This is a genomic window from Pseudomonas acericola (SeqCode) (assembly GCF_053456465.1).
This window is the reverse complement of record NZ_JBRFJB010000002.1, coordinates 419,588-445,030: the sequence shown is the minus strand read 5'-3', so window position 1 is coordinate 445,030 and position 25,443 is coordinate 419,588. Positions and strand designations below refer to the sequence as shown.

Here is a 25,443-nt window from a genome sequence, read left to right as displayed (position 1 = left end):
TGGCTTGCCTGCGATGGCGGTGGATCAGTCAGTACAGCAATAACTGATAGACCGCTATCGCAGGCAAGCCAGCTCCCACAGGGGTCCGCATTTCATGGCAGGTGTTTTAGTTTTCTTCGCCTTCGGCCAGCAGCGCAATCCCGCCAATAATCACCGCCACTCCCACCCAGTGCAGCGGGCTGATATGTTCCCCCAGCCCCAGCCACGAGCCGAGCAACACCACCACAAACACCAATGAACTCAGGGGAAACGCCAGGGACAAACTGCTGCGCCGCAAGATCAGCATCCACACAAAAAACGCGCCGATGTAGCAGGCAATCGCCGCGAGAATCCCCGGGTTGCGCGCCACATCCGCCAGCCACTGCCAATTGAAATCCATCTGCCCCAATTGATCGCCGGCCATCTTGGTAAACAACTGCCCGGCGCTTTCGGTGCAGATCAGCAAGGCCCACAGCACCACCGTGCCGAAGCGCCCATGCAACCACGCGTGCGTATTCATGCCTGCCCTCCTGCAATCGCCACCAACATCACGCCCAGGGTAATCACCCAGGTCCCCGCCCAACGGCGGCGGCTGACGGTCTCGCCCAAAACCACTTTGCCCACCAGTACCACCCCGCAATAGGCCAACGCTGCGGCCGGAAACAACAGACTCAACGGCGCGCGGGACAAGGCTTCCAGCCAGACAAAAAACTCGATGACGTATGCCCCGATCCCCGCCCACAACAGCGGCGCATTGAACACCTGGCCCCAGAACGCATTCAGGCGAAAGCCGCCTTCCAGCTCCGGCAAGCGGTCCAGGCCGAGCTTGAAACACAATTGGCCGATCACATCGAGCACGATGGAAAACGCCACCAGCAACACTACGGTCAACGTCACGGGAACAGCTCCTCAAACAGGTCGATCAGGGCTTCATTGGTCGCGGCATTGCGCTGCAAATCCTCGGCGCTCCAGCGCTCGGCCGGTGGTTGGTCGGACTTGGCCTCCCAACGCTTGAACGCGTTGCTGAACGCCGGTTGTGCAAACTCGCCACACACGTCGATACCAATGATCCGCTTGCCCGCCGCCAAGGCGCGCAGGGCTTGCAACAGATGGGTCAGGCGCATGCCGCCCTGGTCCCAGTTGGTGGCGGCGTCTTCACTGGCCAGCACGTCTTTGTCGATGGTGATCCAGATCGCTTCGGTGGGCAGGCTGGCGATCATCTGCTCGAGAAACACGCCCCAGTCCAACTCGGCGAGGTTGCGCCAATGCAGGTGATTTTCCTGCTGTTGGTGACCGGCGCCGTCCCCGACCCGGCCCCAGACTTTCGACGGCGGATGCTGCCAGGGAAACAGCTGCAAATGCCCGCGCTTGAGCGCCCCCAGGTTGCCGCCGCGCAGTTGCGGGTTGTGCAGGTCATCGCTGCACGGGCCGAGGGTGACGATGCGTTTGATCGCCGGCATTTTCAACGCGCGGTTGACCCACGAACCACAGTGCCGCTTGGGCGCAAAGCGCACCCAGTCGGGGTGGTTGTCGAAGTGGATCAGGCTGATGGGTTCTTTGAGGTCGGCGAGAAACGCCGGCGTGAGGTGGTGATAGTCGCCGGAGCCGACAAACAGGATTTCCGGGCGTGCATCCACCGGCCGAGGGCGCTGGGCCAGGCGCGCGGCGAAGGAGTTCCAGGTTTTTTCGGTGGACCACAGGCGCAGCTTCGGGCCCAGGTCCAGCAGATCGAGGCGCGTGGCCTGACCGCTGGCCAGACGCCGGGCAATCGGTGCCTGGCCGGTAAGGCTGTGGTCGAGATCAAGAATATTCAAGGCAGAGGTGCCCCCTTTATGGCTTCAGGGGGTCAATGCAAGGGCCGGGCCAGCACTTATCTCAAGCACAACGAGGAACCCATGTGGGAGCTGGCTTGCCTGCGATAGCGGCAGTGAATCTTGCATCGCTATCGCAGGCAAGCCAGCTCCCACATAAGCCCGTGCCCACATCGGAACGGTGTCAGGATTTGGCGTCGTTGATGATCTGCCGAATCGCCCCCACAAACGCCTCGGCCGGCTGCCCGCCGCTCACCGCGTACTGGTCGTTGAACACAATGGTCGGCACCGATGTCACCCCACGGGACACCCACAACTCCTCCTGCTCACGCACCTCGGCAGCGTATTCATCAGACGCCAGAATCTCAGCCGCGCGCTTCAAGTCCAACCCAACGCTTTCGGCAATGATCGCCAGGGTCGCGTGGTCGGAAGGGTCCTGGCCGTCGCTGAAATACGCCTTGAACAGCGCTTCCTTGAGGTTGTACTGCAAGCCTTCCAACCCGGCCCAATGCAACAGGCGGTGGGCGTCAAAGGTGTTGTAGATACGGCTCTGCCCATCGGTACGGAAGGCGAAGCCCAGCGCGGCGCCCATGTCGCGGATGCGCTCGCGGTTGGCCTGGGATTGCTCGGCGCTAGCGCCGTACTTTTCAGTGATGTGTTCGACGATGTTCTGCCCTTCTGCGGGCATGTTCGGGTTCAGTTCGAACGGCTGGAAATGGATCTCGGCCTGCACCTCGGCGCCCAGTTGGTCGAGGGCTTCGGTCAAGCCGCGCAGGCCGATGATGCACCAGGGGCAGGACACGTCGCTGACGAAATCGATTTTCAGGGGAGTACTCATGGCTAACCACCTCGTAGGCAAAAACGCGCCGCAAAGGTTGCACGATACACCAATGTCACAACACCTTCGAAGGCTCGCCCAGGTCAATCTGCGCCCAGTGCGCGGCGTCTTCGCGATGGGCTTGCAGGTACGGCAACACCGCTGTGAGCAACGGCGCCTTGAACGCTTCCTGGAAACGGTGGGCCATGCCGGGAATCAGCTTCAATTCGCTGCCCTGGATATGCGCGGCCAAATGCACGCCGTGCATCACCGGCAACAACGGGTCGGCGGTGCCGTGCACCACCAGGGTCGGCACGCGCAGTTGGTTGAGCAACGGCACGCGGCTTGGCTCGGCAAGGATCGCCATGATCTGGCGCTTGACGCCGTCCGGGTTGAACGCGCGGTCGTAGGACAGCGCCGCCTGGTGCAGCAGGGCCTGACGATCATCTTTCACATTCGGGCTGCCCAGGGCCGCCAGCAGATCGGCCTGTTGCTCCAGCGCCACTTCGCGATTGGGTGCGCTGCGCCGGGACAGCAGTTGCACCAGTGCCGCATTCGGTGCCGGCAGGCCTTCAGCGCCGGAGCTGGTCATGATCAACGTGAGGCTTTCAACGCGCTGCGGGGCCATGGCGGCCAGGTGCTGGGCGATCATGCCGCCCATGCTCGCGCCCAGGACGTGGAATTGGCGGACCTGCAACGCGTCCATCAGGCCGAGCGCGTCGTCGGCCATGTCGGTCAGCGTGTACGGCGCCGACACCGGCAGGCCGAGCTTGTAGCGCAGCACTTCAAAGGTCAGGTTGGCACTGGCCGGTGCCTGGCGCCAGGTGGACAGGCCGACGTCGCGGTTGTCGTAGCGGATCACCCGGAAACCCTGCTGGCACAGGGCGACGACCACTTCATCCGGCCAGTGGATCAACTGCCCGCCCAGGCCCATCACCAGCAGCAACGCCGGATCGGACGCACGGCCGATGCTCTGGTAGGCAATGCTTACCTGAGCCAGATCGACCGTTTGGGTCGGGACATTGACATCACATCGAGAAGCCGCAAAAGACGGCAGGCCGAACAATAGAGCGGCCAGTAAAAGCAACACGCGCATGAAAAACACCGAAACGCAGAACCCCAGTAGAGCGCGAGTCTGATGAAGTTTGTTCAAGCGCGCTGCCACAGTTCCATGACAGTTTAATGAAGAGTGCCCAGCGGTCATGGTCGACACAACCGGCAACATGAGACAAACTCACGCGATTGCGCTTCGTCACAAATTGCCTTCATGGAGAGCCCGTGCTCGAGATCCGTCACCTCAAGACCCTGCACGCCTTGCGCGAAGCCGACAGCCTGGTGGAAGCCGCCGAGCGCCTGCACCTGACGCAATCGGCGTTGTCCCACCAGTTCAAGGAGCTGGAGGAACGCCTGGGCATGCAGCTGTTCGTGCGCAAGACCAAGCCGCTGCGCTTCACCAGCGCCGGCCTGCGCCTGCTGCAACTGGCCGATGCGGCCCTGCCGCTGCTGCGCGGTGCCGAGCGTGACATCGCGCGGCTGGCCGGCGGCACCGCCGGGCGCCTGCACATGGCCATCGAATGCCACAGCTGTTTCCAATGGCTGATGCCGACCATCGACCAGTTCCGCGACGCCTGGCCGGAAGTCGAGCTGGACCTGGCCTCCGGTTTTGCCTTCGCGCCGCTGCCAGCCCTGGCCCGTGGCGACCTCGACCTGGTGGTGACCTCCGACCCGCTGGAGCTGCCGGGCATCACCTATGTGCCGCTGTTCACCTACGAAGCCATGCTCGCGGTGGCCAACCAGCATGCGCTCGCGGGCAAGTCCTACATCGTGCCGGAAGACCTGCTGACAGAAACCCTGATCACCTACCCGGTGGAACGCGACCGCCTGGACATCTTCACCCGCTTTCTCGAACCCGCTGACGTGGAACCGGCCCAGGTGCGCACCTCGGAACTGACGGTGATGATGATGCAACTGGTGGCCAGCGGCCGTGGCGTGTGCGGCATGCCGCACTGGGCGCTGCATGAATACAGCTCGCGCGGGTATGTGAAGGCCAAGCGTTTGGGTGAGAAAGGCTTGTTTGCGACGCTGTATGCGGGGATTCGTGCGGACATGCTGGATGCGCCGTATATGCGCGATTTCTTGCTGACGGCGAAGGACACGTCGTTTTCGACATTGGATGGCGTCAGCGCCGTTCGCTGAACGAGCGCTCTCTCACAAACAAAGTGATCCAACTGTGGGAGTTGGCTTGCCTGCGATAGCGGTGTATCAGTAGCAGATGTGCAAGCTGACCCACCGCTATCGCAGGCAAGCCAGCTCCCACAGGGGTTATCACTGGCCCGAAAGTTCGCGCCACATGTGGATCTTGTCGAAGTACTCCACGCCCACCCGCACCGCCAGCGGTTCCAGGCCGTATTGGATGAAACCGCAACGCTGGTACAGCGCAAACGCCGCGTCATTGCCGGCGGTGACAGTCAGTTGGATGACCTTGAGGCGCGGCTGTTTGCGCGCCTCGTCCAAAGCTGCCTCGACCAACTGACGGCCCAGGCCTTGTTGCTGATGAGCGGCATTCACATACATGCCAAACAACGTCACCTTGTGCTTGGCCTTCTCCCGAGGCTCATACGCCAGGCCGACAATACCGACCAGTTCATCCCTGGCAAAAGCACCGAGCAAGCAATCCAACGGGCTGTCCAGGCGCTTCTCCCACCAGCTCAACGGCATCCGCGCGCGCTCGGCCACGCTGGAGGTGAACGCCTGGGGATAAACGCCATACGCTTGCAGCATCAACGCCCGATACGCCTCGGCATCCTGGGGCGCCAGCGTGCGGATGATCATGCGCTGCGGCGCTGCTCAAGCATCAGCCGCACCGCCAGCGCCGCCAATACAAAGCCCATGAAATAGCGCTGCACCGCCAGCCAGGTCGGGTTGTTGATAAACCAGCTGGCGATGCTCGCGGCGAACACCGCGATCAGCGCGTTGACCATAAAGCTCACGCTGATCTGGGTGAAGCCCAGCATCACGCTCTGGGTGAACACCGAACCGTGCTCCGGGTTGATGAATTGCGGGAACACCGAAAGGTAGAACACCGCGATCTTCGGGTTCAGCGCGCTGGTGAGAAAACCCATGGTCACCAGCTTGCGCGTGGAGTCGGGCGGCAGTTGCTGGGCTTCGAACGGCGAACGCGCGCCGGGTTTGACCGCCTGCCAGGCGAGCCATAGCAGGTACAGCGCACCGGCCCATTTCAGCACTTCGTAGGCCATCGGCACCGCGAGAAACACCGCCGTCAAACCCGCCGCTGCGGCGAACAGGTGCACAAAGAACCCCGCCACCACGCCCAACAACGAGACCAGGCCCGCCTTGCGTCCCTGGCAGATCGAACGGGAGATCAGGTAGATCATGTTCGGACCGGGGGTCAACACCATCAGCAGGCAGGCGGCGGCGAAAATCAGCAACTCGTTGAGTGGGATCACGGTTCAGTCCTTTGCGCCTGCACGTCAGGCAGTGGTGGTCAGCGATGCGCGATAAAACGGCAGGATCAGGTCACGTGTCAAGGGCGCCAACACCAGGCCGCCATCGCCGGCCGGGTCAATCCAACGGACTTCTTCGATTTCAGCGGCGGGGTGCACCGGTACGTCGATATTCACCTGGAACAGTTGCGCGTCCACGGTGAAACCCGGCTCGTTGGCCGCCGGTGCCGAGAAGTGGCCGAGGTAGACGGCAGCGCTTGGGTCGATACGCAAGTTGAGTTCTTCGTGCAACTCGCGCGCCAGGGCCTCGGCCGGTTGTTCGCCGGCATCAATCTTGCCGCCCGGCTGCATGAACGCCTGGGTACCGCGCTTGCGCACCAGCAGGGTCTGGCCGTCGCTGCCGATCAGGAGGGCGGCGGCGATGCGGATGGTGGTTGGCATTGGGAGGGCTTCCTTGGCTGCGTAAAAGGGCGCAAGGATCACATGATCGTTGGGAACGCCGCAATCCAATGTGGGAACCGGGGTTGTGTGGGAGCTGGCTTGCCTGCGATAGCATCACCTCGGTCTACCTGAACAACCGAGTTGCCTGCATCGCAGGCAAGCCAGCTCCCACATTTTTTACTGCGTTCAACCTGGAGTTTCAGCGTGGTCCTTGATGAACACGCTGTACCGCGCGCCTTCCATGGTCTCGAAGGCAATCAACTTATCCACCAACGGCAAGTTCAACACCTTGCCCGCATTAAGCAGCAACATGCCGTTATCCGCATTCAAACTACGCGCCAGCACCATGCCCTCCGCAAGCTCCCGGGTGCCGAGCACTTTGACGTTGGGGTCGCCCAGGGTCACGTCATTGAGGTAAGTGGCACAGACCTGCACAAAGTCCTCGACCATCACCGGGTCGTACAGGCGCCCGGCGTATTTGCGGATGTACAGCAACGCCTCATCGCTGTTCATCTGCCGCTCCAGGATCAGGCCCTTTTGCAGCTCGATGAAATCCACCGCCAGTTTCAACAGGCGCGAACCCGCAGGAATCGCCTCGCCCTTGAGGTGATCCGGGAAACCGCTGCCGTCCCAGCGTTCCTGGTGATGGCGGATCAGCCGCGCGGCGTCTTTCATCGGGTCCAGGGTCATCAGCAGCGATTCGCTCTGGGTGGCGTAGGCGCGATACCGCTCGCGGTCACTGCTGTGCAGCAGGTCCGAGGGCGAGGCCATCATGCTGTCGCTCCAGCTCAACTTGCCGATGTTGTAGAGCGCGGCGGCCATGGTCAGGTCGCGGTTGCTGGCGTCATCCACGCCGTGGGCCACGCACCAGGTGCGCACCAGTTCGATGATCTGCCGGTTGGTCTGCTTGGCGCGCGGCAGGCGCAGGTTGGCCAGCAGCGAGAACACTTCGGTGCCAGTGGCGTAGCTGTGTTTGAGTTCTTCGTAGGCCAGGTCGAGCATGTCGGCGGTTTGCTGCAATTCACTGGTGCGCGCGGCCACGTGTTTTTCCAGGGAGGCGTTGAGCTGCTTGAGTTCGTCGTTCTGTTGCCGGGTCAACTGCTCAAGACGCAGGCGTTCACGCTCGGAATGCTGATGGGCCAGAGATTGGCGCAGGGCCAGCAGCAACTCCTCGTCGTTCCAGGGTTTGCTGAGGTAGCGATAGATCTCGCCTTCGTTGATGGCTTTGACGATCAGGGTCAGGTCGGTTTCACCCGTCAGCAGGATGCGCACGGTGTGCGGGTAGTGCTGGTGGATATGCGCCAGCAGCGAGGCACCGTCCATGTCCGGCAGGCGCGCAGCGCTCATCACCAGGTCGATCGGTTGGCTGGCGAGAATCGTCAAGGCGTCAGCGGCGCAGGCGGCGCTGTACAGGTCGAAGGGCTCCAGCCGCAGCAGTTGGGTGAGGCTGTGGAGGACGTCCGGGTGGGCATCGATCAACAGCACCACGGCACGGTCGGCATCGGTAAAGGTAACGGACTCTCCCATGGGACACCTCGGATCGTCGGTGTGCGTTCCTTAGGGTATGGGCCTGCCTTCCTGGCGATTACTGAGTAGTTTAGTAGGTTTTTCTAAAAATGATGGCCTTTAGATATCAACGCATAAAAAAGCCGCTCCCAAAACAGGAGCGGCTTTCGCAGTGAATCCGACACGCCTCACGCGTCGGCTTTTTTCGGGCTTGAGCCAAACGACGCAAAACGCTTGTTGAACCCGGCAATCCGGCCTTCGACCTGGGTCTTGCGCTGTTGCCCGGTGTAGATCGGGTGCGAGGCACTGGATATGTCCAACGGAATGTAGGGATAGGTATTGCCATCGCTGTGTTTGTGGGTGCGGTCGCTGTCGGCGGTGGAGCCGATCAGGAAGAACACGTCAGCGGCGGTGTCGTGGAACAGCACGGTGCGGTAGTCGGGATGGATTCCAGCTTTCATAGGGCCTCCGGGGCATACTTAGTGTTATACAGTAACGCAAATAATGCACCCAAACGAGAACCGATTGCAATAAGAATAGACCTGCGGATTCTATGCGGAACAATCCCTTAGGTTGTCTGTGGTTTCCTTACTGGCGCAGAATGGCGGATCGACCTCAAGCGTCCGAACCCAAGGAAACCGTATGAGCCTGTCTTTGCTAAGCCGTTACGCCTTCTTTGCCGTGTGCGTCATTTTCACCCTCGCCAGCCTTCCGTTTATCCAGCATGAGTGGCTGTGGCCGATCACCGTGGTCACCGGCATTCTCAGCCTGATCGGCATCTTCGACCTGCTGCAAAGCCCCCATGCGGTGCGCCGCAACTACCCGATCCTGGGCAATATCCGTTACCTGGTGGAAGCCATCCGCCCGGAAATCCGCCAGTACCTACTGGAGTCCGACAGCGACGCCCTGCCCTTCTCCCGCGCCCAGCGTTCGCTGGTGTATTCGCGGGCCAAGAACGAATCCGCCGACAAACCCTTCGGCACCCTGATCGACGTGTATCAGTCTGGCTTCGAGTTTATCGGCCACTCCATGCGTCCGGCGCCGTTGAGCGACCCCAGCGCGTTTCGCGTGATGGTCGGCGGCCCGCAATGCAAGCAGCCGTATTCGGCGTCGGTGTTCAACATCTCGGCGATGAGTTTTGGTTCGCTCAGTGCCAACGCGATCCGCGCGCTCAACCAGGGCGCCAAGCTCGGCAACTTTGCCCACGACACCGGCGAAGGCAGCATCAGCCCCTACCATCGTGAAAACGGCGGCGACCTGACTTGGGAGCTGGGCAGCGGCTATTTCGGCTGCCGCACCAGCGACGGCCGCTTCGACCCGGAACGCTTTGCCGTGCAGGCGCAGAACCCGCAAGTACGCATGATCGAAATCAAGATGAGCCAGGGCGCCAAACCCGGCCATGGCGGCATCCTGCCCAAGCACAAGGTCACCCAGGAAATCGCCGAGACTCGCGGCATCCTGATGGGCGAAGACTGCATCTCGCCGTCGCGTCACAGCGCGTTTTCCACGCCGATTGAATTGATGCAGTTCATCGCCCAGTTGCGCGAACTGTCGGGCGGCAAACCGGTGGGCTTCAAGTTCTGCCTGGGCCACCCGTGGGAATTCATGGGCATCGCCAAGGCCATGCTCGAAACCGGCATCCTCCCCGACTTTATCGTGGTGGACGGCAAGGAAGGCGGCACCGGCGCGGCACCGGTGGAGTTCACCGACCATATCGGCGTGCCGCTGCGCGAGGGCCTGCTGTTTGTGCACAACACGTTGGTGGGGCTGAACCTGCGCGACAAGATCAAGCTCGGCGCCAGCGGCAAGATTGTCAGCGCGTTCGATATCGCCAGCGTCCTGGCCATCGGCGCCGATTGGGCCAACTCGGCGCGCGGCTTTATGTTTGCCATTGGCTGCATTCAGTCCCAGTCGTGTCACACCAACAAATGCCCGACCGGTGTCGCCACCCAGGACCCACTGCGCCAGCGCGCCCTGGTGGTGCCGGACAAGGCCCAGCGGGTGTTCAACTTCCACCGCAACACCCTCAAGGCCCTCGCGGAAATGCTTGCAGCTGCCGGCCTCGATCACCCGTCGCAACTGTCGGCCAAGCACTTGGTGCGGCGCATGTCGGCGACCGAGATCAAGCTGTTCTCGCAACTGCATGTGTTCCTCAAGCCCGGTGAATTGCTGACCGGCGAGGTGAATGGCGAGTTCTATTCGCGCATGTGGCAGATGGCGCGGGCCGACAGTTTTGAACCCCATGAAGTTGTTGCCGCTTAAGGAGCCGCACTGTGTTGAAGGTCATCGCCGAAGATTTCATCAAGCCCGAACACGTGGAAACCGTGCGCGGGTGGTACGCCGAACTGGTGGAAAAAACCCGCCTGGAACCGCTGTGCATCGCCTACGATCTGTTCATTGATCAAAAAGACCCCGGGCACTTTGTCTTCATCGAGCTATGGCCCGACCAGGCTGCCCTCGACACCCATTGCCAGACCGAACACTTCACCCGCCTGGTACCGCAGATCAATGCCTATCAAGCCCAGCCATGCCGAGTGCTGCTGATGGATGCGTTCTGAGTCAAACACCTACCCCTCCCTGCTGAACCGGACCACCGACGGCATCGTTGAAACAAGGAGATTCACATGCCGTTACTGGACTTCGTTGCCATTGCCGAACAGTTGCCCGAAAGCTGGAAATCCACGCGCCTGGGCCAGGTCGGCCCGGCGCACATCAAGGTGTTGCGCATGGATGCGCAGGCGTATGAGGAAGAGACCCACGCTTACAACGAAGGGCTGCTGGTGATCAGCGGCCAGTTGCTCTTGAACCTTGCCGATCAGGTCATCCGCGTCGAGGCCGGCCAGATGTACCTCGTGGAGGCTGGCGTTGCCCACGGGGTCCTCGCCGGCAGCCATGGCACTTTGGTAATCATTGATGTCTAGAGACATTCAGTAATACCCAACCTTTGCATTTGCTTACAAATACCGCCAACCTGCGCCCGCCCGACGTGAGGCGCCCTCGCGCCTGCCCGTCATTACTCAAAAATTTGTACAAGAGCCCGCTGCCATGCTGAACGGACGCGACCCACGCATCGATTTTTTTCGGGGCTTGGCGTTGATCTTCATTTTCTGGGATCACGTCCCCCACAACCCCCTCGGCCAGATCACCCTGCGCAACATCGGCTTCAGTGATGCGGCAGAAGTCTTTGTGTTCCTCGCCGGTTTTGCTTCGGTGCTGGCCTACGGCAAGGTCCTGCAACGCGAAGGCTATTGGATGGCCTGCCTGAAAATCCTGCGGCGCACCTGGGTGCTGTACGTGGTGCACATCTTTTTGCTGGCGATGCTGATGGGCATCGTGTTTTTCGCCAACAGCCATGTGGAAACCCGCGACCTGGTGCAAGAGATGGGCATGACCCATTTCATCACCCACCCGCAGCAGGCGTTGCTGGATGAGCTGCTGTTGCGCTTCAAGCCCAACCTGATGGACCCGTTGCCGCTGTACATCGTGTTGCTGGCCAGCCTGGCGCTGGTGTTGCCGCTGATGCTGCGCTGGCCCCTGGCGGTGGTGGCCGTGTCGCTGGCGATTTACCTGCTGGCGCCGTGGATGGGCTGGAACCTGCGGGCCATTGAGGATGGCGTGTGGTACTTCAACCCGGTCACCTGGCAGCTGCTGTTTGTGCTGGGCGGCGCGGCGGCGATTCGCAGCGGGCAACCCAAGCCAGCCCAGAGCCCGCCGTTGCAGCGCCAGCCGCTGTTTGTCGCGGCAGCGGTGTACGTGGTGGTCACCGGCCTGATCACCGTGGGGTGGCGCTGGCCCGAGATCCATGACGCGCTGATGCCAGCACTGATCAGCGACTTGATCTACCCGATCAGCAAGACCGACCTGTCGCCGGTACGCCTGTTGCACTTCCTTGCCCTGGCCTACGTCACCGCCAAATTGCTGCCCGGCGCCGGTTGGACGCACAACCTGGTCGCCGCACAGGTGTGCCGCATGGGACGCTTTTCCCTGGAGGTCTTCTGCCTCGGCGTGCTGCTCGCGCCGTTGGCCGACATGCTCAATGCCATGGCCGGCGATGCAATGGCGATGCAACTGCTGACGGCCGTGGTGGGGGCGTTGCTGATGGCTGCACTGGCCGCCTGGCTGGACTTGAACAAACGCCTGAGCCAACGCCGCGCTACATAGGTAGCGCCCGTCACGGTTGGGCGAGTGTTCCCATTTCCTTCCACATCTCACTGTGAAAGGAAAAGGCCCATGCCCAACCACCACCTTCTCAACGGCCTGTCCGGCCATTTGCAGTCCAGCGAGTCCTGGGGCCGGCAACAGGCCCTGGAACTGCTGCGCCACATCCTGGCGCAGTCGATGAACAGCCTGACGCTCGAACAACAGCGTGAGTATGTAAGCCTGCAACGCAACGCCATCGCCGCGCTCAAAGCCGTCGAAAGCGAAAACACTCGCCTGGTCGAACAATTCAAGACCAGCGGCCTGGCCCAGCTACGCAGCAAGCTCGGCGGTCTCGACCCGCAAAAGATCTTCATCAATACCCGTTATCTGGAAAAACTCGATACACCCTTGCCGTGGGAACCACGCAGCAGCGCCATCGGTGGCTTGACCCAATCCCCACGGTTCCGGCGCGCCGTGGATGAATGGAAGTACCGCGCACACGTCTCACGAATGTCGCTATGGGAGGCGGCGTGCCTGAACTTCGATTTCGGCACCGGCAACCCGCAGGCGTCCGGGCACAGTTATGTGGATGCGTCCTACCTGACCGGCGTCGACGAAAAACAACTGAGCGTCAGCCAATTCATTGCCATCTGCCGCGAACTGGACCTGGGCGGAAAACTGCACACCCGCCTGGCTGCCACGCTGGGAGCGGGCGGCACGTTGCAAGGTTTGATCGAGACCTGCGCCCGCGCCCATCTGCGCTTCGAAGCACTGGAGGCCTATCGCAGCCGCGCCAACAGCGGTGTAACGCAAGCCACCTACGACGCGCTGGTGGGCACCATCGAGGGCACCGGCACGGCGCTGCCCTTCGACACGTTGAGCATGGACATCGACCACACACTCCTGGCTGCGGTGCCCTTTACGCCATCCGGCACCAGCATCCCCGTACCTTTGTTGCTGATCCATGTGGGAAGCCTGGGGGTGGTGTCCTACTTCCCGTTCCGCCCCGGTGGCGCCATGCGCTTTCATCTGGACGCCCAAACGGCGGGGGCGCAGTTTCTGGCCGACCTCAAGGCCAGCCACGCCGCAGGCGACCTGGGCTGGTTCTCACGGCAGTTACCCATCACCGAGATCAACCAGTTCAGAGACCTGTTGCGCGAAGAACCACGCCCCGAAGGCCTGAGCCTGGTGGCGGGCTATCTCTATGACAGCTTCCACAGCCTGTTCCCGCAGAGAACCCTGGAGCACTTGCGGTTCATCAACGACCCCAAGCCGGCGCGCGCGCTCAGCCTGGTGCAAGCCCTTACCTATCGTCATACCCAGCACTACCAGGCCAATCTCGGCATGCTCGCCACCGGGCGGTCAGAGCGCGACTTGCAGGGCGTCATCGACGGTGCGGCGGCCATGGCCACCGAGATCATGGAATTGCTGATGACCCCCGTACCCGGTGGCGTTACCGGCCTGAACCGGCTGATGCAACTGGTGGTGTTCGGCAACCTGGCCTACAGCCTGATCATTGGTATCAACGAGGCTGCCAAGGGTCAGGCCAGTGATTTCGCCGCAGCCATGACCGATGTAGTGGATCTGGCCATCAATGGCCTGTTGATCTCAACCGCCGGGCGGGTGCACCGCCAACGCATCGAGGGGCTGCTGCAACGCCTGGGAGACCCGCGCAAAGTACCGCGCAGCGACGGCACCCTCGAGCTATGGAAACCCGACATCACTCCTTACGCCATCGCCAACCAGCGCTTGCTCGACGGCCAGATGCCGAATGCCCAGGGCCTGTACCTGATCAATGGCGAGCAATACGCGCTTGTGCAACAAGGCTCGTTGAAAGTGGTAGCACAAGTCACTGCCAACCCCAAAACCCTGGGTTTCGTGCTCAAGCGCAAGAACGGCAACGGCTTTGCCGCACCCGTGGTGTTCAACCCCAAGCTGCAAGCCTGGGTGCTGGACCTGCATGGCGCCGGCCAACTCACCGACGCTCAACTGATCGGGCAAATGCTGCCTAACGGCGAAGCCCCGGTGCCCGCCGAGCAAGTGCGGAACCTGCTGCGCAGCACCGCCGTGCCCCGCGCCATCCTTGACAGCATCTGGGCTGGCGAGCCGCCGCCGGTCAACCTGGTTGAAGCCAGTCGACGGGTGCAGGTAGACCGGGTCATCGAGCAACTGAGCAGCAGTTTTCATCGCAGCGGATCGATGCCAGCCCATGCCGGCAGTGCGGTGTTCGGCTTGCTGGTGCAACTGCCGGGCTGGCCCGCTATTGCGGCCATTCATGTACACGACCAGCAAGGCCGCCTGCTGGAAAGCCACGCCGCCAACGAAGCCACCACCCACGCCATCAACCTCAAGCGCAAGGACGACGGCACCTACATCGCCCTCGATGCGCCGACCACATCCGCACCGACCCAGGAGGCGCTGTTCGAGCTGATCATCCGCCAGCAACCCGCCAACTCGACCCTGGGCAAGGAAGGCAGCCCGAACCTCACCGAGGCCCAGCGCATTGCCCGCCTGCGTCTGCAAATCAGCGGCCTGGCGAGCAAGGAACGCATTGCCTTGTTCCGCGCTCTGACTCGTTATGCCGGACAGGCCCGGCACCAAGTCCCGGCCGACGACCCAGCGCGGATATTCGTGCCGATCAAGGCACGCATCGAAGGCGTGGAAGTCACTCCCCTGCTGAGCAAACTTCAGGCGCAGTTCCAGCCATTGAGCCCGGCCAACCTTTATCAGTTGCTGGAAAAAACACCGCTGGACCCCAAGCAGCAAAGCGCCTACCTCAACGACGCCACCTTACCTGCAAACGTACGCGAACACCTTGAGCAACACCGCACCGCGTTGCGTATCGACGCGGTGATCGACGGCCTGTACCACCCGCGAGCGTTCAGCCGCGACACCGACCAATGGGCGCGGGAGTTCACCGCCAGCCTGCTGCTGGAGCGTCTCAAGCGCCACTTCACCGTCACCGAGATCGTCGACGGCCAGGCGCAAAACCGCTACAAGAACACCGGCCCCGACGACACCACCGTCGAACTGCTGCACTACGGCGACGGCCGCTACGAAGCCTACGACATGCGCAATGCCGGGCCGATCCCGGTATCGCCGGCCGTCGACAGTTTTTACCTGGCCATCGCCTCAGTGCTGCAACCCCACGAACGCACGTTGCTCGGCATGACATCGGCCAGCGACGCCCAAGGCCTGCGCAATACCTTGGGCGACCTGATGAGCGAACGCCGCAGCCCTGCTGGCCTGGTGAGCCTGCTCGACTATTCGCTGGGCCAATACCAACAGAACCTGGTGCTGCCCCTCGACCTGCAACCCAACCCCGAAGGCTTGTACGACTGGGAGGGCAACCAACTGCTGCCGCTGTACGGCGCGTTCTACCCGGTGACTTACGATCAGAACGTGCGCAAGTGGCGCCTCAAGCACCCGCAAAAAGTCGGGGTCGATACCCCACGCCTTGAGCACAACCGTCACGGCGCCTGGCGCCTGGACAGCGAAAGCCCACTGGCATGGGATGACCATCACCTGTTCTCACGCCTGGGCAGCGTCGATTTCAACGTCGACCAACTCACCGCCGAGCGCATCCTGAAGATTACCGATACGCCCAGCCGGGCCTTGCGAGAGGTACATTGTGCCGCGCTGCCACCGCCGCCCTTGCTCAAAGACAGCAGCAAACGCTTTGGCATCGAGCGTCAGGTCCTGCATTTCATCAAGGCCATGACCACCTATTCGGCCACCCGCACCGCGCGCCCGTCTCTGCAATTGCTGCTGGTGTGCGGGCTGCCCCAGTGGCCCCAGAGTCATGTGCTCGAACTGCACGACGACAGCGGTCGCACCGTTGCCCATTACCCTGCGGCCAATGCTGCTGCACCGCAGAAGATCCGCCTGTCCCAAGAGCAAAGCCGCAGCGTGGAGCCGCTGACCCATCTTGTACGTGACGATGCACTGACCCGCGCTCTGCTCGATGAATTGCCCGAGGGCCAAGAGGAGCGCTTGTTCAAGTTGGCAAAGAAAATCGCCGAACACGCTTACCGCGAACGCGACCAGTTGTTCAACACCCTTTATGCCCAAAGCGAGCGCAGCAGCCACCCCCTGCACAATCGCTTGCGCAGTCATTACCCAGCGTTACCCACCAGTGCCCTCCAGGCCTTGCTCGACCACGCCACCCCCAAGGAAATCAAGCAGCTGAACGACAAGGACCAGGTGCCGTTGCGCCTGAAAGAACAGGCCAGGCTGACTACCAATGACCTGCGCCTGAACCGCGCTTTCGAAGGCTTGTACCTGAGCACCTTGAATAACCCCGACAGCGAAAAAATCATCCTGCATGCGCTCAAGCTGGTGCCCGGCTGGCCCACCGATCTGCGGGTCGACATTCATCAAGGCAGCGCCGCCGGCCCGTTGCTGGAAAGCGCCGGCTACCTGGCAGGCAGCCAGCGCAAAATCCTTGCGAGGGTCGACGGTCGTTACCAGGCCTACGACGCCGAGGGCAGATTGATCACCGATGCAGGAGACGTCACCACCGACCTGCTCACCGCCCTGTGGCGCACACTGGATGACAGCCAGCTCACTGCCCTTGGCCTGGATGACAGCGGCGACCTGACACCGCTGCGCACCGCCATCGCCGACCTGGCGCTCGACCAGCGTGTGGCCATCAAGGATCTGCTGGGCTTGCCGCACATCCCTTATTGGTTGCAACCGCCAATGCCCGTACACAGCACCTTCACCGCCTACCCGTTCAGCCTGCGCAATCTATGGCCATTCGGCGGTACCCAGGCGGCAGACCTGGTAAGCAAGGTCCGCGAGCTTTACCCCAGGATGAGCCGTGCCGATGCCAACCAATTCATCGACTCCCTGAATATGAATGAGCCGGCGGCACTGCTGGAGCTGGAGCGGCGCAAGGCGGAATACCAGGCCCTGGAATTCGGCCTGGATCGGTGGGCGAACGCCGAGTATCCCAACGATGCCAATGATCCGCTGGGCCTGAACCTTGGGCGCCGACGGCTTACAGCGCAGCAGATTCTGCGCGCCTGGCGGCGCGAGACACGGCAGACAATCTACGGCGGCCTGTTCGATGCTCATGGCCTTGAGCTGCAATTGAACGGCAACAACCTGCCGGATGCGGACTTTATCCTGGGCACTCGGGGCTTCGAGCATATCGAGTACCTTAAGATTTCCGGCGATGCCTTCCCACCGACGGGCAACGACTTCCTGGGCAAATTCACTGGACTCAAATCGCTGCGGCTGGACTGCATGATCACCGAACTGCCCAACAGCATCACCAATATGCTGCAACTGGAGCAGCTCGACCTGAGCGACAACAACATCACGCTCACAGGAGAATCACGGCAACGTTTGGCCGGCATGACGCGCATGGAAGAGCTGAACCTGGACGGCAACCCGCTGGGCTTGACGCCGGACGTCTCGGCCATGAACCACTTGCTCAACCTGAGCCTGCAACAGACCGGTATCAGCCAATGGCCCATTGGGGCCGAACGACTCACGCAGTTGCACAGCCTGCTGCTACAGGACAACCAGATCACCACCATTCCCGAGTCGCTGTTCACCAACGCCGCGATGCGTACGGCCAATCGCGGCACCATCCTGCATGACAACCCGCTGAACGCCGCCACCCTGCAACGCTTGACCGAATACAGCATGAGAACCAACACGGTACTGGGTGGGGCAATGCCGGGCGCCTTGCATGTGTCGCCAGCGCCGACCGACTTCAATGCTTGGCTTGAAGGAGTGCCCACACGCGACCATGCACAACGCAAAACGGTGTGGGAGCAGCTCAAGAACCATGAAGGCGCAAGCCCCGATGATGTGTTCCGCGTGCTGCGGGACCTGACCCTGGCCCATGACTACCGAACAGCTTCACGGACAGCCGCCCTGGTTGCCCGGGTATGGCGCGTGCTGCAAGGCATGGCCGAATCCCATGAACTGCGCGAGACCATATTCCTCAACACCTACCTGGCGGGCACCTGTGGCGACGGCGCCATCCTGGCCCTGAGCAACATGGAAATCCTGCACCGCCAACACCAGGCCATGGTGCGCCCCAACTCCAACCAGGCCAACCGGGACCTGCTGGAATTGGCCGAAGGGCTGTTTTACCTGCGCAGCCTGGATCGACTGGCCGACGACCACCTGATTGCGTTGCGCAATGAGCGTGGCCCCCAAGGACAGCAGCCGGATGACGTGGAGGTCAAGCTGTACCTGCGCCTGCACTTTCGAGAGACCTACAACCTGCCGTTGCAGCACGAAGAGCGGCTTTACGCACCGGGTCACGACCTGACGAACCTGGCCCTGACCCGAATCACTCAGGCGATGGCCGCATTGAAGGCCACCAGCGGCGCCGCGAACTCCATATTGATGGAGGAATTCTGGATCAAGTACCTGGAACGCAGCCTGCCGGAGCCCTTCGCCACCATCGATGAGGTGGCGCGCTCCAAGCTCGAAATACTGAAACAGGAAGTGCCCGACACCCGCTCCATGGATTACCAGGAGCGACGCCAGTCCATCAAGGAGGAAAAAGCAGCCGAGCTCAACCGCCTGGTCAGCCAGCTGACCCGTGCGGCCAAAAGCGGCGCGCAGCGGGCCGATTGAGTCTCACAGCGATTGCGCGGCGACACTGCTGGCGTTGGTCGGCTGCAACTTGAATACGTAGTACAACACCGTCAGCAGCACCAGGAATGCCGGCCCCACGTAAAGCGCAACGCGGGTATCCGGGAAGTACGCCATCAGGCCCACCACCAGCACCAGGAATGCCAGTGCCAGGTAGGAACTGACCGGGTACAACCACATGCGGTACTTGAGCCCCGCCTGCTCGGCCGGGCTCAGGCTTTTGCGGAACTTGAGCTGGGCCAGCAGGATCATCAGCCAGGTCCAGATCGCACCGAAAGTGGCAATGGAGGTGACCCACACAAACACCTGATCCGGCACCAGGTAGTTGAGCAACACGCCCAGCAACAAGGCAAAGATCGACAACAGCAGCGCCTTGCGCGGCACGCCATTGCTGGAGGTGGTGCCGAAAGTGGCGGGGGCCTGGCCGTTCTGCGCCAGGCTGTAGAGCATGCGCCCGGTGCTGAAGATACCGCCGTTGCACGACGACAACGCAGCGGTAATCACCACGAAATTGATGATGCCAGCGGCGGTCTTGATACCCAGGCGCTCGAACGTCATCACGAACGGGCTGCCCTGGGTGCCGATTTCATTCCACGGGTAGATCGACAAAATCACGAACAACGCGCCGACGTAGAACAGCAGGATGCGCCAGAACACCGAGCCGATGGCACTCGGAATGGTCTTCTGCGGGTTCTTCGCTTCGCCGGCGGTGAGACCGATCATCTCCACGCCCAGGTAGGCGAACATCACCATTTGCAAGGACATCAACACGCCCTGCACGCCGTTGGGCATGAAGCCGCCATGACTCCACAGGTTGGAAATACCCAGCGCCACGCCGTCGTTGCCAAAGCCGAAGGCGATGATGCCGACGCCGCCGATGACCATCGCAATGATCGTGACGATCTTGATCAGCGCGAACCAGAATTCGAATTCACCAAAGGCCTTTACCGCGATCAGGTTGATCGTGCCCATGCTGATCAGAGCCGCCAGGGCCCAGATCCAGCGCGGTGTGTCGGGGAACCACACGCCCATGTACACGGCGACGGCAGTGATCTCGGCAACGCAGGTCACCAGCCACAGGAACCAGTAGTTCCAACCGGTGAGAAAGCCCGCCAGGGGGCCGAGGTAGTCTTGGGCATAACGGCTGAACGAACCGGCGACGGGGTTGTGCACCGCCATTTCGCCGAGGGCGCGCATGATCACCAGGATGGCCAGACCGCCGATGATGTACGACAGCATGATCGCCGGCCCGGCCATCTCGATGGCCTTGGCCGAACCGAGGAACAGGCCGACACCGATACAGGCGCCAAGGGCCATCAGGCGAATGTGCCGTTCACCGAGTTCGCGTTTGAGCGGGCCGCCTTGAGCGGTCTCGCCGTGGGGCAGTGGGTTGCCGACTGGCATAGGGGTACAACCTCATTTTGTTATTGGATTGACCGTCGCGTCTGCGAGGGGCAAGCCGGTAAGCCTGCACCTTTACCCAGACCGGGCTGCTTCGTGAACGAGCCCTTCGAGCGGGGGTGCAGTATAAAAAGCCAGACCCAGTGCCATTCACCATAAAAGCCTGGAAATTGAGTGAAAGTGCCTGATAAACAACTCAATTACAGCACTGTTGGCCTGCATCGAGGGGCAAAACACCTGATTGAACAGCGCAAAGTATCGCACGCCAGCGTCATACCCGCCTAAGTGCGATCCCCCATGGACAACTCGGAAGTGTCGCGCTGAAACCTCCACGCTCACTGGGCACGATGGGGTTTCCCCGCTCAGGACTTCACACATGGATACCCCTCAACGCGCCCTCGGCGACCAACTGCTGATTGACGACCTGATTGACCACCTTGCTGCGGGGCTGGCCGACGGCCCGCTTTTGGTCCCCGCCCATTCCTCACCCGGCCAGTGGTTGCAGCGCTACCAACAGGCGGTCGGACATCCTTTGCGCCAGCAAACCCTGCAATGGGTAATCGACCCCGACGGGCTCGGCCTGCCCGCAGGCGACCCGCCGCCACTGACTGCTCGCCAGGTGCTCAGGTTCTACGGTTACCCATCGCCCCGCACACCGGCCCAACGCGGCGTGGTGCTTGACGCCCTGCGTCAGGACAAAAGTTTTGCCGGCCCCATGTTGCCGGAAGCGTTCGCCCGTCTGCACCAGGATGTGCAAACCCTGGTCACACAATTGCGCACGCTTATCACTCGGCTGGAATTGGCCGACGAGCCCTTCAACTTAGCGGCGTTGACCCAAACCCGATGCACATTGACCTCCGGTTCATTCTGGGCAGAAACGATGGACAACGCGGCGGCGTGGCTGCAAGCGACAGTCGAACACCCAGCGTTTCTCGCCCTGGCACCCGTCCAGGGTCTGACGCCACACGACTATGAGTTCGACCCCGGCACAGGCGCCATCAGCGGCACGCGTGCTGATGGCTCGCGGGTCGAGATCGACCACGCACAGCTGTTGGCATTGCCCCTGGCAGGCCAGTTCGACCAACTGAACATGCTCGGCACACAGTTGAATCTACGCATTCGCCAGGACGCACGCTGGAGCCTGGCGCAACTGCTCACGCTGCATCAGCTACCCCTGCCCACAGATCGCGAAAGCGCCTGGGACTTGCAAGAGCGGCTACAACAAGCCCGTCCCGTGGCGATACCGCTCGCGTGTGACTTCGCCAATTCCGACATTGCCTTGCAGCACTACGCACAGGCATCTGAAGCCTTGCCGGCAAAACCGCGTTGGGGTAACTACTGGGAAACCCTGGAACCGGGTGCCCTCATGCTGACAGGCGAACAGCGCATCCAGGTGATAAACACGGTGACGCGCTTTTTACCCAGTTCCGACACGCGCCTGCTAGACCTGCTGCTGGGCACGTCGGTGCTGGATGAGCCGGACGCCTGCCTGCATCGCCTGCTCAACAGCGCGACGGCGCAACAGTTGGCGCGACAGTTACTCGTGGCCGTGGGCTGGTACGGCCAGCGCGCAGACGAATCGACCAGCCACGCCAGCTATGACGCGTTGGTGCTCGGCGCACTGATCCTGAGCCTTGACCGGCAGGCCGGTGAAGTCCGCTACCGCGTCGCGGGGATGGACCTGAACCACGCACGCTTCTGGGGACACCGTTATGCAGACCTGCGCGACGAAGTGGCCATGCACCTGGTCAACTGCGGCGTCGCCAGCGCCCGCACTGCCCCACTTGCCACCCATCTCATGCTCGCTGGCGTAGCGCCCGAATGCCTGGTGCGCGACATCCCAGGCTCGCTGTACTTCATGCGCTCTTATGCATGGATGATCTTCAAGCAAGGCGTGCTGCAAGCCGAAGCGCTGGCCCGCGGGGTCTCGCGGCAACTGAGCTACATCGACGTGATGACCCTGGGGGCCAGCGAAGGCCCCGCCGACGAACAGCCCTGGCGCGAGCATTGCGCCACCGTCAGTCTGATCGACTGGGGCGTAGCAAATGCACGACTGCATCCCGGCCGCCAGAGTGTCGAGTTGGCAGCGGTGCAAGCGCTCAAACAGCACCTTGCCACGCGCGTCAACGCCCTGCGGCACGCCAGCGCAACCCTGGCCACAGCGCTGACCACACGCTACGCCGTCGCCCTGGCGGACTTGCAACGGGTGTTTCCCGACCAGCCGCTGCTGGAACGGCCCTGCCTGCTCTGGTCCGGCGGCCCCATGAACCCGCCGCCGTACAAGCCAAAAGACGGTGGGCCGCAATTGAGCCTGGTTCATTTGCACATGAGCGGGCATTTGAACCCCATCGACACGATGTGGCGGGCCAGTGACTCAGCGCTGTCGTTGAGCACCCTCAAGCCCCGCTTCAATCAGTTGGGCAACGTCAACGCGTTGTTCAATCAGGCGGCGCAAGCCCATGTCACGCGGCTCAAGCAGGCCTACAGCCTGACCCTCCAATACCTGCTGGTGCAGTTGCCGCTGTTTGACCGCCAGGCCGTGCAACAGGGCGAGGTACAGATATTGGTCGTGCGCCAGCCGGCCAAGGTGCCGCTGGACCTGGAGCCTGCCGTCGACAAGCAGGCGCGAACCGGGCGCTTTGGGGTGCTGTTACGGTGTGATTTTCGCGATCAGACGCGCTACTACGAACTCTTCCCGTTGATCAACCAGGTTCAGTACAACCCGCGCCTGCCTGCCGATCTGGACATCGGCGGCAAGCCGCTGCATATCGTCACCGGCAGCCCAACCAGCACGCGCCCGCAAAGCGTGCTCATCACCGGGACTACGGCCGCACTCGACTGGCAGGCGTACGCCAGCGGCAATGTGCCCAGGCCCGACCAGACGGCCACGGTGGTGATTGACCGGCTGCCCCAGCCACTGCCGGCGGACACCGCCGACGACCTGAGCTTCGACTCACCACGCAGCATCGCCCTGGCGCAGGCGATCGCCAACCAGCACTTTTTTCTCGACATCGATACCTTACTGGAGGCGGCGCGTGGCTCCACGGTGCTGGAAGACCAGCAACGCGCCCTCGACGCCCTGGTCCAGGGTATTTTGAGCCTGGTGCCCTTTTTTGCCTGCGTCCCCGAACTGGCGTCAGGGGATACCCGTCGCGTTATCGACGGCAGCTGGCGATGCCTGTTCGATGTGCTGGGCCTGTTCGCCCCCACGCGACTGTTCGTCTCGCGCAGCCTGGCAAGCCTGAAAAGCGCCCTGCCGGCAAGCCGCAGGCTGCTCCAGTTGACCGCCTTCAGCACCCGCTATCTGAATGCCACACTCAACCCACTGGACAGCGTGCCAAGCCTATTGAACCTCGGCCGCCTGGGCTGGCTGCAACTGAACCAGGCGGGCGAGCACCTGCTGGACACCGCCGTGGGGCTGGCACGCAAACGACGGGTGCAAGGCGCCGGTATCGACTACAGCCGCCTGCTTGATCGGGCCGATGTCGGCCTGGCCAAGTTGCCCCAGGCCGAGGGCATCACCTCGCTGTTAGTCGTGCACCGATCGCAGGCCTGGCATGGGTTTGATCCTTTCAGTGGCAAACCCTACGGCCCCGCCCTTGAGCCTCTGCACCTGGATTCAGCACTGCCAGTGATACCGATGCACAACGCCGACGGCTATAAGGCCTGGGTGGTGGAGCCATCGTTCGACACCCCACCACTGATCATTCATCGCGGCGACGCCATCGACCTGCTGCACAACAACCGCCTGTGGCGACTGAACCCGCAACGGCCGGCCCAGCTCAACGAACTCGCCTCGCCCGCGTACCTGCAACTGGCCGAAACGTTCGCGACCAGTTGCCCCACAAGCCGCGCCAAACGCAGCCCGGTGCCGCTGCTGTGCTTCAGCAAAAAGCTCTACTGGTTTCACCGTTCGATTCATAGGCGCCGCGTACAAGCCCTTGACCACCTGCGCGTGGTGCCGGGGCCAAGCATCGGCGGGGCCGCCCGCAAGTTGGTGCTGCACCGTCGGGTGTACGAGGTGGCACCACGGGAGGGCGAGTTCCAACTCATGGCCCTGCGTCCTCGCGAACCGCTGGTCTACCGCCAGCACGTGAGTGCCCGACGTATCGACCACGAGCCGCAATTCGGCCTGCCCGGTGATGAACTGGACAACCTGCTGGAGAACCAGACCCAAGTGCTGAATCTCGCGGGCATTGTCGATGGCATCGACGACAGCCGCACGCTCAGGGCATTGGATGTGACCTTGCCAGGCGTATTCACGCAGCCGCAATGGGTGGTCGAAGCCGATACCGGGGTGTTTTATCGAACGCCTGCCACCCCCACCGGCCCCGACACCCTGCAACTGCAACAACTGGACTACAGCCGTGGCGGCACTGACCAGGCGCTGATTGACGCATTCTGCCAATGGCGCCATCAGCACCTGAAGGCGGCGGGCCTGATTCCCGACCAACCGCTGGTGATGCTGCCGCCCCTGGAAACCCTTTACCTCCAGCTGACCCGGCGCGGCATCGAACCCGAACGCTTGGCCCGGATCCGCGAACAGGCCGCCAGCCTGAGCGTGATGAAACAACGTGAACTGCTGTTGAACCTGTCCGACCAAGGCCGTCACCTGGACATCACCGTGGTCAGCCGCCCGGTCCAGCTCGACATCTGGCCGCCGCGTCCGCCCGCCGCCAGCGGCCTGTCGATCAACCGCTATCTCGCCGAACAAGCCAGCGCCAGCACCTTGGCGCAGGTGGAAAAGACGGGCATCGGCTCGGCCAATATCATGGGGCCCACCCTCCAGGATGCCCGCCGCATGCAAGTGGCCGAACCCGTGGTGATGTGGCAGTACAGCAAACTCGGCGATGCCGATTACACGGAAGTCATCCTCAAGACCGGTGCCGGGAACTGTGACCAACTGGCCCATATTGCCCATGAACTGATCCGCACCAACGGCGGCACGGCAACGATCTGGCACACGGTGCCTGCGGCCCACGCCTTTGTTGTCGTCGGTGCTCACCCCCTGTCGTTGACGCACACCTGGCATTTCAGCGAAGCCGCCTGGAGCGGGCTGTGGATATGCGACCCCTGGACCTCGATCACCTGTCATGCCCCGGATTACCTGCGTGTACTGCGCGCCAAAATGTTCGAGTGGGACTCCCAAGCCATTGCGGTGCAATTCAATGATGCCGGGAACCAGCGCTGGGCCAGGGCCAGCGATCCACGCTGGCTGCAACTGCTGACGGACAGCCGCAAATACCCGCGCGCCTGAGGCGCG

18 protein-coding genes are annotated in these 25,443 nt (G+C 62.2%); 7 read left to right on the top strand and 11 right to left on the bottom strand.

What is annotated here, in order from left to right:
- Nucleotides 1–106: 106 nt before the first annotated feature.
- From ACU688_RS08020 to ACU688_RS08000, 5 genes are all read right to left on the bottom strand, one after another.
- Nucleotides 107–499, bottom strand: a complete 393-nt coding sequence (locus ACU688_RS08020) for a DMT family transporter (protein ID WP_448184301.1) — start codon at nucleotides 497–499, stop codon at nucleotides 107–109.
- Nucleotides 496–876 carry a DMT family transporter gene (locus ACU688_RS08015; RefSeq protein WP_017736270.1) on the bottom strand — a complete coding sequence of 127 codons (381 nt, stop codon included), beginning with the start codon at nucleotides 874–876 and terminating at the stop codon, nucleotides 496–498. Before ACU688_RS08015 ends, ACU688_RS08020 begins: the two co-directional genes overlap by 4 nt.
- Entirely contained in the window at nucleotides 873–1,793 is a 921-nt protein-coding gene (locus ACU688_RS08010) for an arginase family protein (RefSeq protein ID WP_448184300.1), read from the bottom strand. The genes ACU688_RS08015 and ACU688_RS08010 overlap by 4 nt, the downstream gene beginning before the upstream one ends.
- 181 nt (nucleotides 1,794–1,974) lie before the next feature.
- Nucleotides 1,975–2,628 (bottom strand): DsbA family oxidoreductase, encoded by a 654-nt coding sequence (locus ACU688_RS08005; protein WP_448184299.1) that lies wholly within the window; start codon nucleotides 2,626–2,628, stop codon nucleotides 1,975–1,977.
- A 55-nt stretch (nucleotides 2,629–2,683) separates the two neighbouring features.
- A complete protein-coding gene (locus tag ACU688_RS08000; protein WP_124526135.1) occupies nucleotides 2,684–3,703 on the bottom strand; it encodes an alpha/beta fold hydrolase in 1,020 nt (339 codons plus the stop codon).
- A gap of 182 nt (nucleotides 3,704–3,885) precedes the next feature.
- Between ACU688_RS08000 and metR the strand changes: the two genes are divergently transcribed.
- On the top strand, nucleotides 3,886–4,803 hold the full coding sequence (gene metR / locus ACU688_RS07995) for a transcriptional regulator MetR (protein WP_017736266.1): 918 nt from the start codon (nucleotides 3,886–3,888) through the stop codon (nucleotides 4,801–4,803).
- A gap of 129 nt (nucleotides 4,804–4,932) precedes the next feature.
- Here the strand turns inward: metR and ACU688_RS07990 are convergent, their stop codons facing one another.
- From ACU688_RS07990 to ACU688_RS07970, 5 genes are all read right to left on the bottom strand, one after another.
- A complete protein-coding gene (locus tag ACU688_RS07990) occupies nucleotides 4,933–5,439 on the bottom strand; it encodes a GNAT family N-acetyltransferase (RefSeq protein ID WP_448184298.1) in 507 nt (168 codons plus the stop codon).
- Nucleotides 5,436–6,074: a LysE family translocator gene (locus ACU688_RS07985; protein WP_448184297.1), complete on the bottom strand. Its 639-nt coding sequence runs from the start codon at nucleotides 6,072–6,074 to the stop codon at nucleotides 5,436–5,438. The genes ACU688_RS07990 and ACU688_RS07985 overlap by 4 nt, the downstream gene beginning before the upstream one ends.
- 24 nt (nucleotides 6,075–6,098) lie before the next feature.
- Nucleotides 6,099–6,512: an NUDIX hydrolase gene (locus tag ACU688_RS07980; RefSeq protein WP_448184296.1), complete on the bottom strand. Its 414-nt coding sequence runs from the start codon at nucleotides 6,510–6,512 to the stop codon at nucleotides 6,099–6,101.
- 186 nt (nucleotides 6,513–6,698) lie between these two features.
- Nucleotides 6,699–8,039 carry a response regulator c-di-GMP phosphodiesterase, NosR family gene (gene nosR / locus ACU688_RS07975; RefSeq protein ID WP_448184295.1) on the bottom strand — a complete coding sequence of 447 codons (1,341 nt, stop codon included), beginning with the start codon at nucleotides 8,037–8,039 and terminating at the stop codon, nucleotides 6,699–6,701.
- Between the two features lie 167 nt (nucleotides 8,040–8,206).
- A complete protein-coding gene (locus tag ACU688_RS07970; protein WP_448184294.1) occupies nucleotides 8,207–8,479 on the bottom strand; it encodes a type B 50S ribosomal protein L31 in 273 nt (90 codons plus the stop codon).
- A 181-nt stretch (nucleotides 8,480–8,660) separates the two neighbouring features.
- Here ACU688_RS07970 and ACU688_RS07965 point away from each other — a divergent pair, with 181 nt between their 5' ends.
- The 5 genes from ACU688_RS07965 (at nucleotide 8,661) to ACU688_RS07945 (ending at nucleotide 18,761) form a co-directional block, all read left to right on the top strand.
- Nucleotides 8,661–10,280, top strand: coding sequence for an FMN-binding glutamate synthase family protein (locus ACU688_RS07965; RefSeq protein ID WP_448184293.1), 1,620 nt, complete (start codon nucleotides 8,661–8,663; stop codon nucleotides 10,278–10,280).
- Nucleotides 10,281–10,291: 11 nt separating this feature from the next.
- Nucleotides 10,292–10,576 carry a putative quinol monooxygenase gene (locus ACU688_RS07960; protein ID WP_448184292.1) on the top strand — a complete coding sequence of 95 codons (285 nt, stop codon included), beginning with the start codon at nucleotides 10,292–10,294 and terminating at the stop codon, nucleotides 10,574–10,576.
- A 66-nt stretch (nucleotides 10,577–10,642) separates the two neighbouring features.
- Nucleotides 10,643–10,939: a cupin domain-containing protein gene (locus ACU688_RS07955; RefSeq protein WP_448184291.1), complete on the top strand. Its 297-nt coding sequence runs from the start codon at nucleotides 10,643–10,645 to the stop codon at nucleotides 10,937–10,939.
- 124 nt (nucleotides 10,940–11,063) lie between these two features.
- A complete protein-coding gene (locus ACU688_RS07950) occupies nucleotides 11,064–12,179 on the top strand; it encodes an OpgC domain-containing protein (RefSeq protein WP_448184290.1) in 1,116 nt (371 codons plus the stop codon).
- A 69-nt stretch (nucleotides 12,180–12,248) separates the two neighbouring features.
- On the top strand, nucleotides 12,249–18,761 hold the full coding sequence (locus ACU688_RS07945) for an NEL-type E3 ubiquitin ligase domain-containing protein (RefSeq protein ID WP_448184289.1): 6,513 nt from the start codon (nucleotides 12,249–12,251) through the stop codon (nucleotides 18,759–18,761).
- Nucleotides 18,762–18,764: 3 nt separating this feature from the next.
- Here ACU688_RS07945 and ACU688_RS07940 read toward each other — a convergent pair whose 3' ends face one another.
- Complete coding sequence (locus ACU688_RS07940; RefSeq protein ID WP_448184288.1) at nucleotides 18,765–20,183, bottom strand: amino acid permease; 1,419 nt, start codon at nucleotides 20,181–20,183, stop codon at nucleotides 18,765–18,767.
- 373 nt (nucleotides 20,184–20,556) lie between these two features.
- On the opposite strand from ACU688_RS07940, the gene ACU688_RS07935 reads away from it, so the two are divergent.
- Nucleotides 20,557–25,437: a hypothetical protein gene (locus ACU688_RS07935; protein WP_448184287.1), complete on the top strand. Its 4,881-nt coding sequence runs from the start codon at nucleotides 20,557–20,559 to the stop codon at nucleotides 25,435–25,437.
- Nucleotides 25,438–25,443 lie beyond the last annotated feature (6 nt).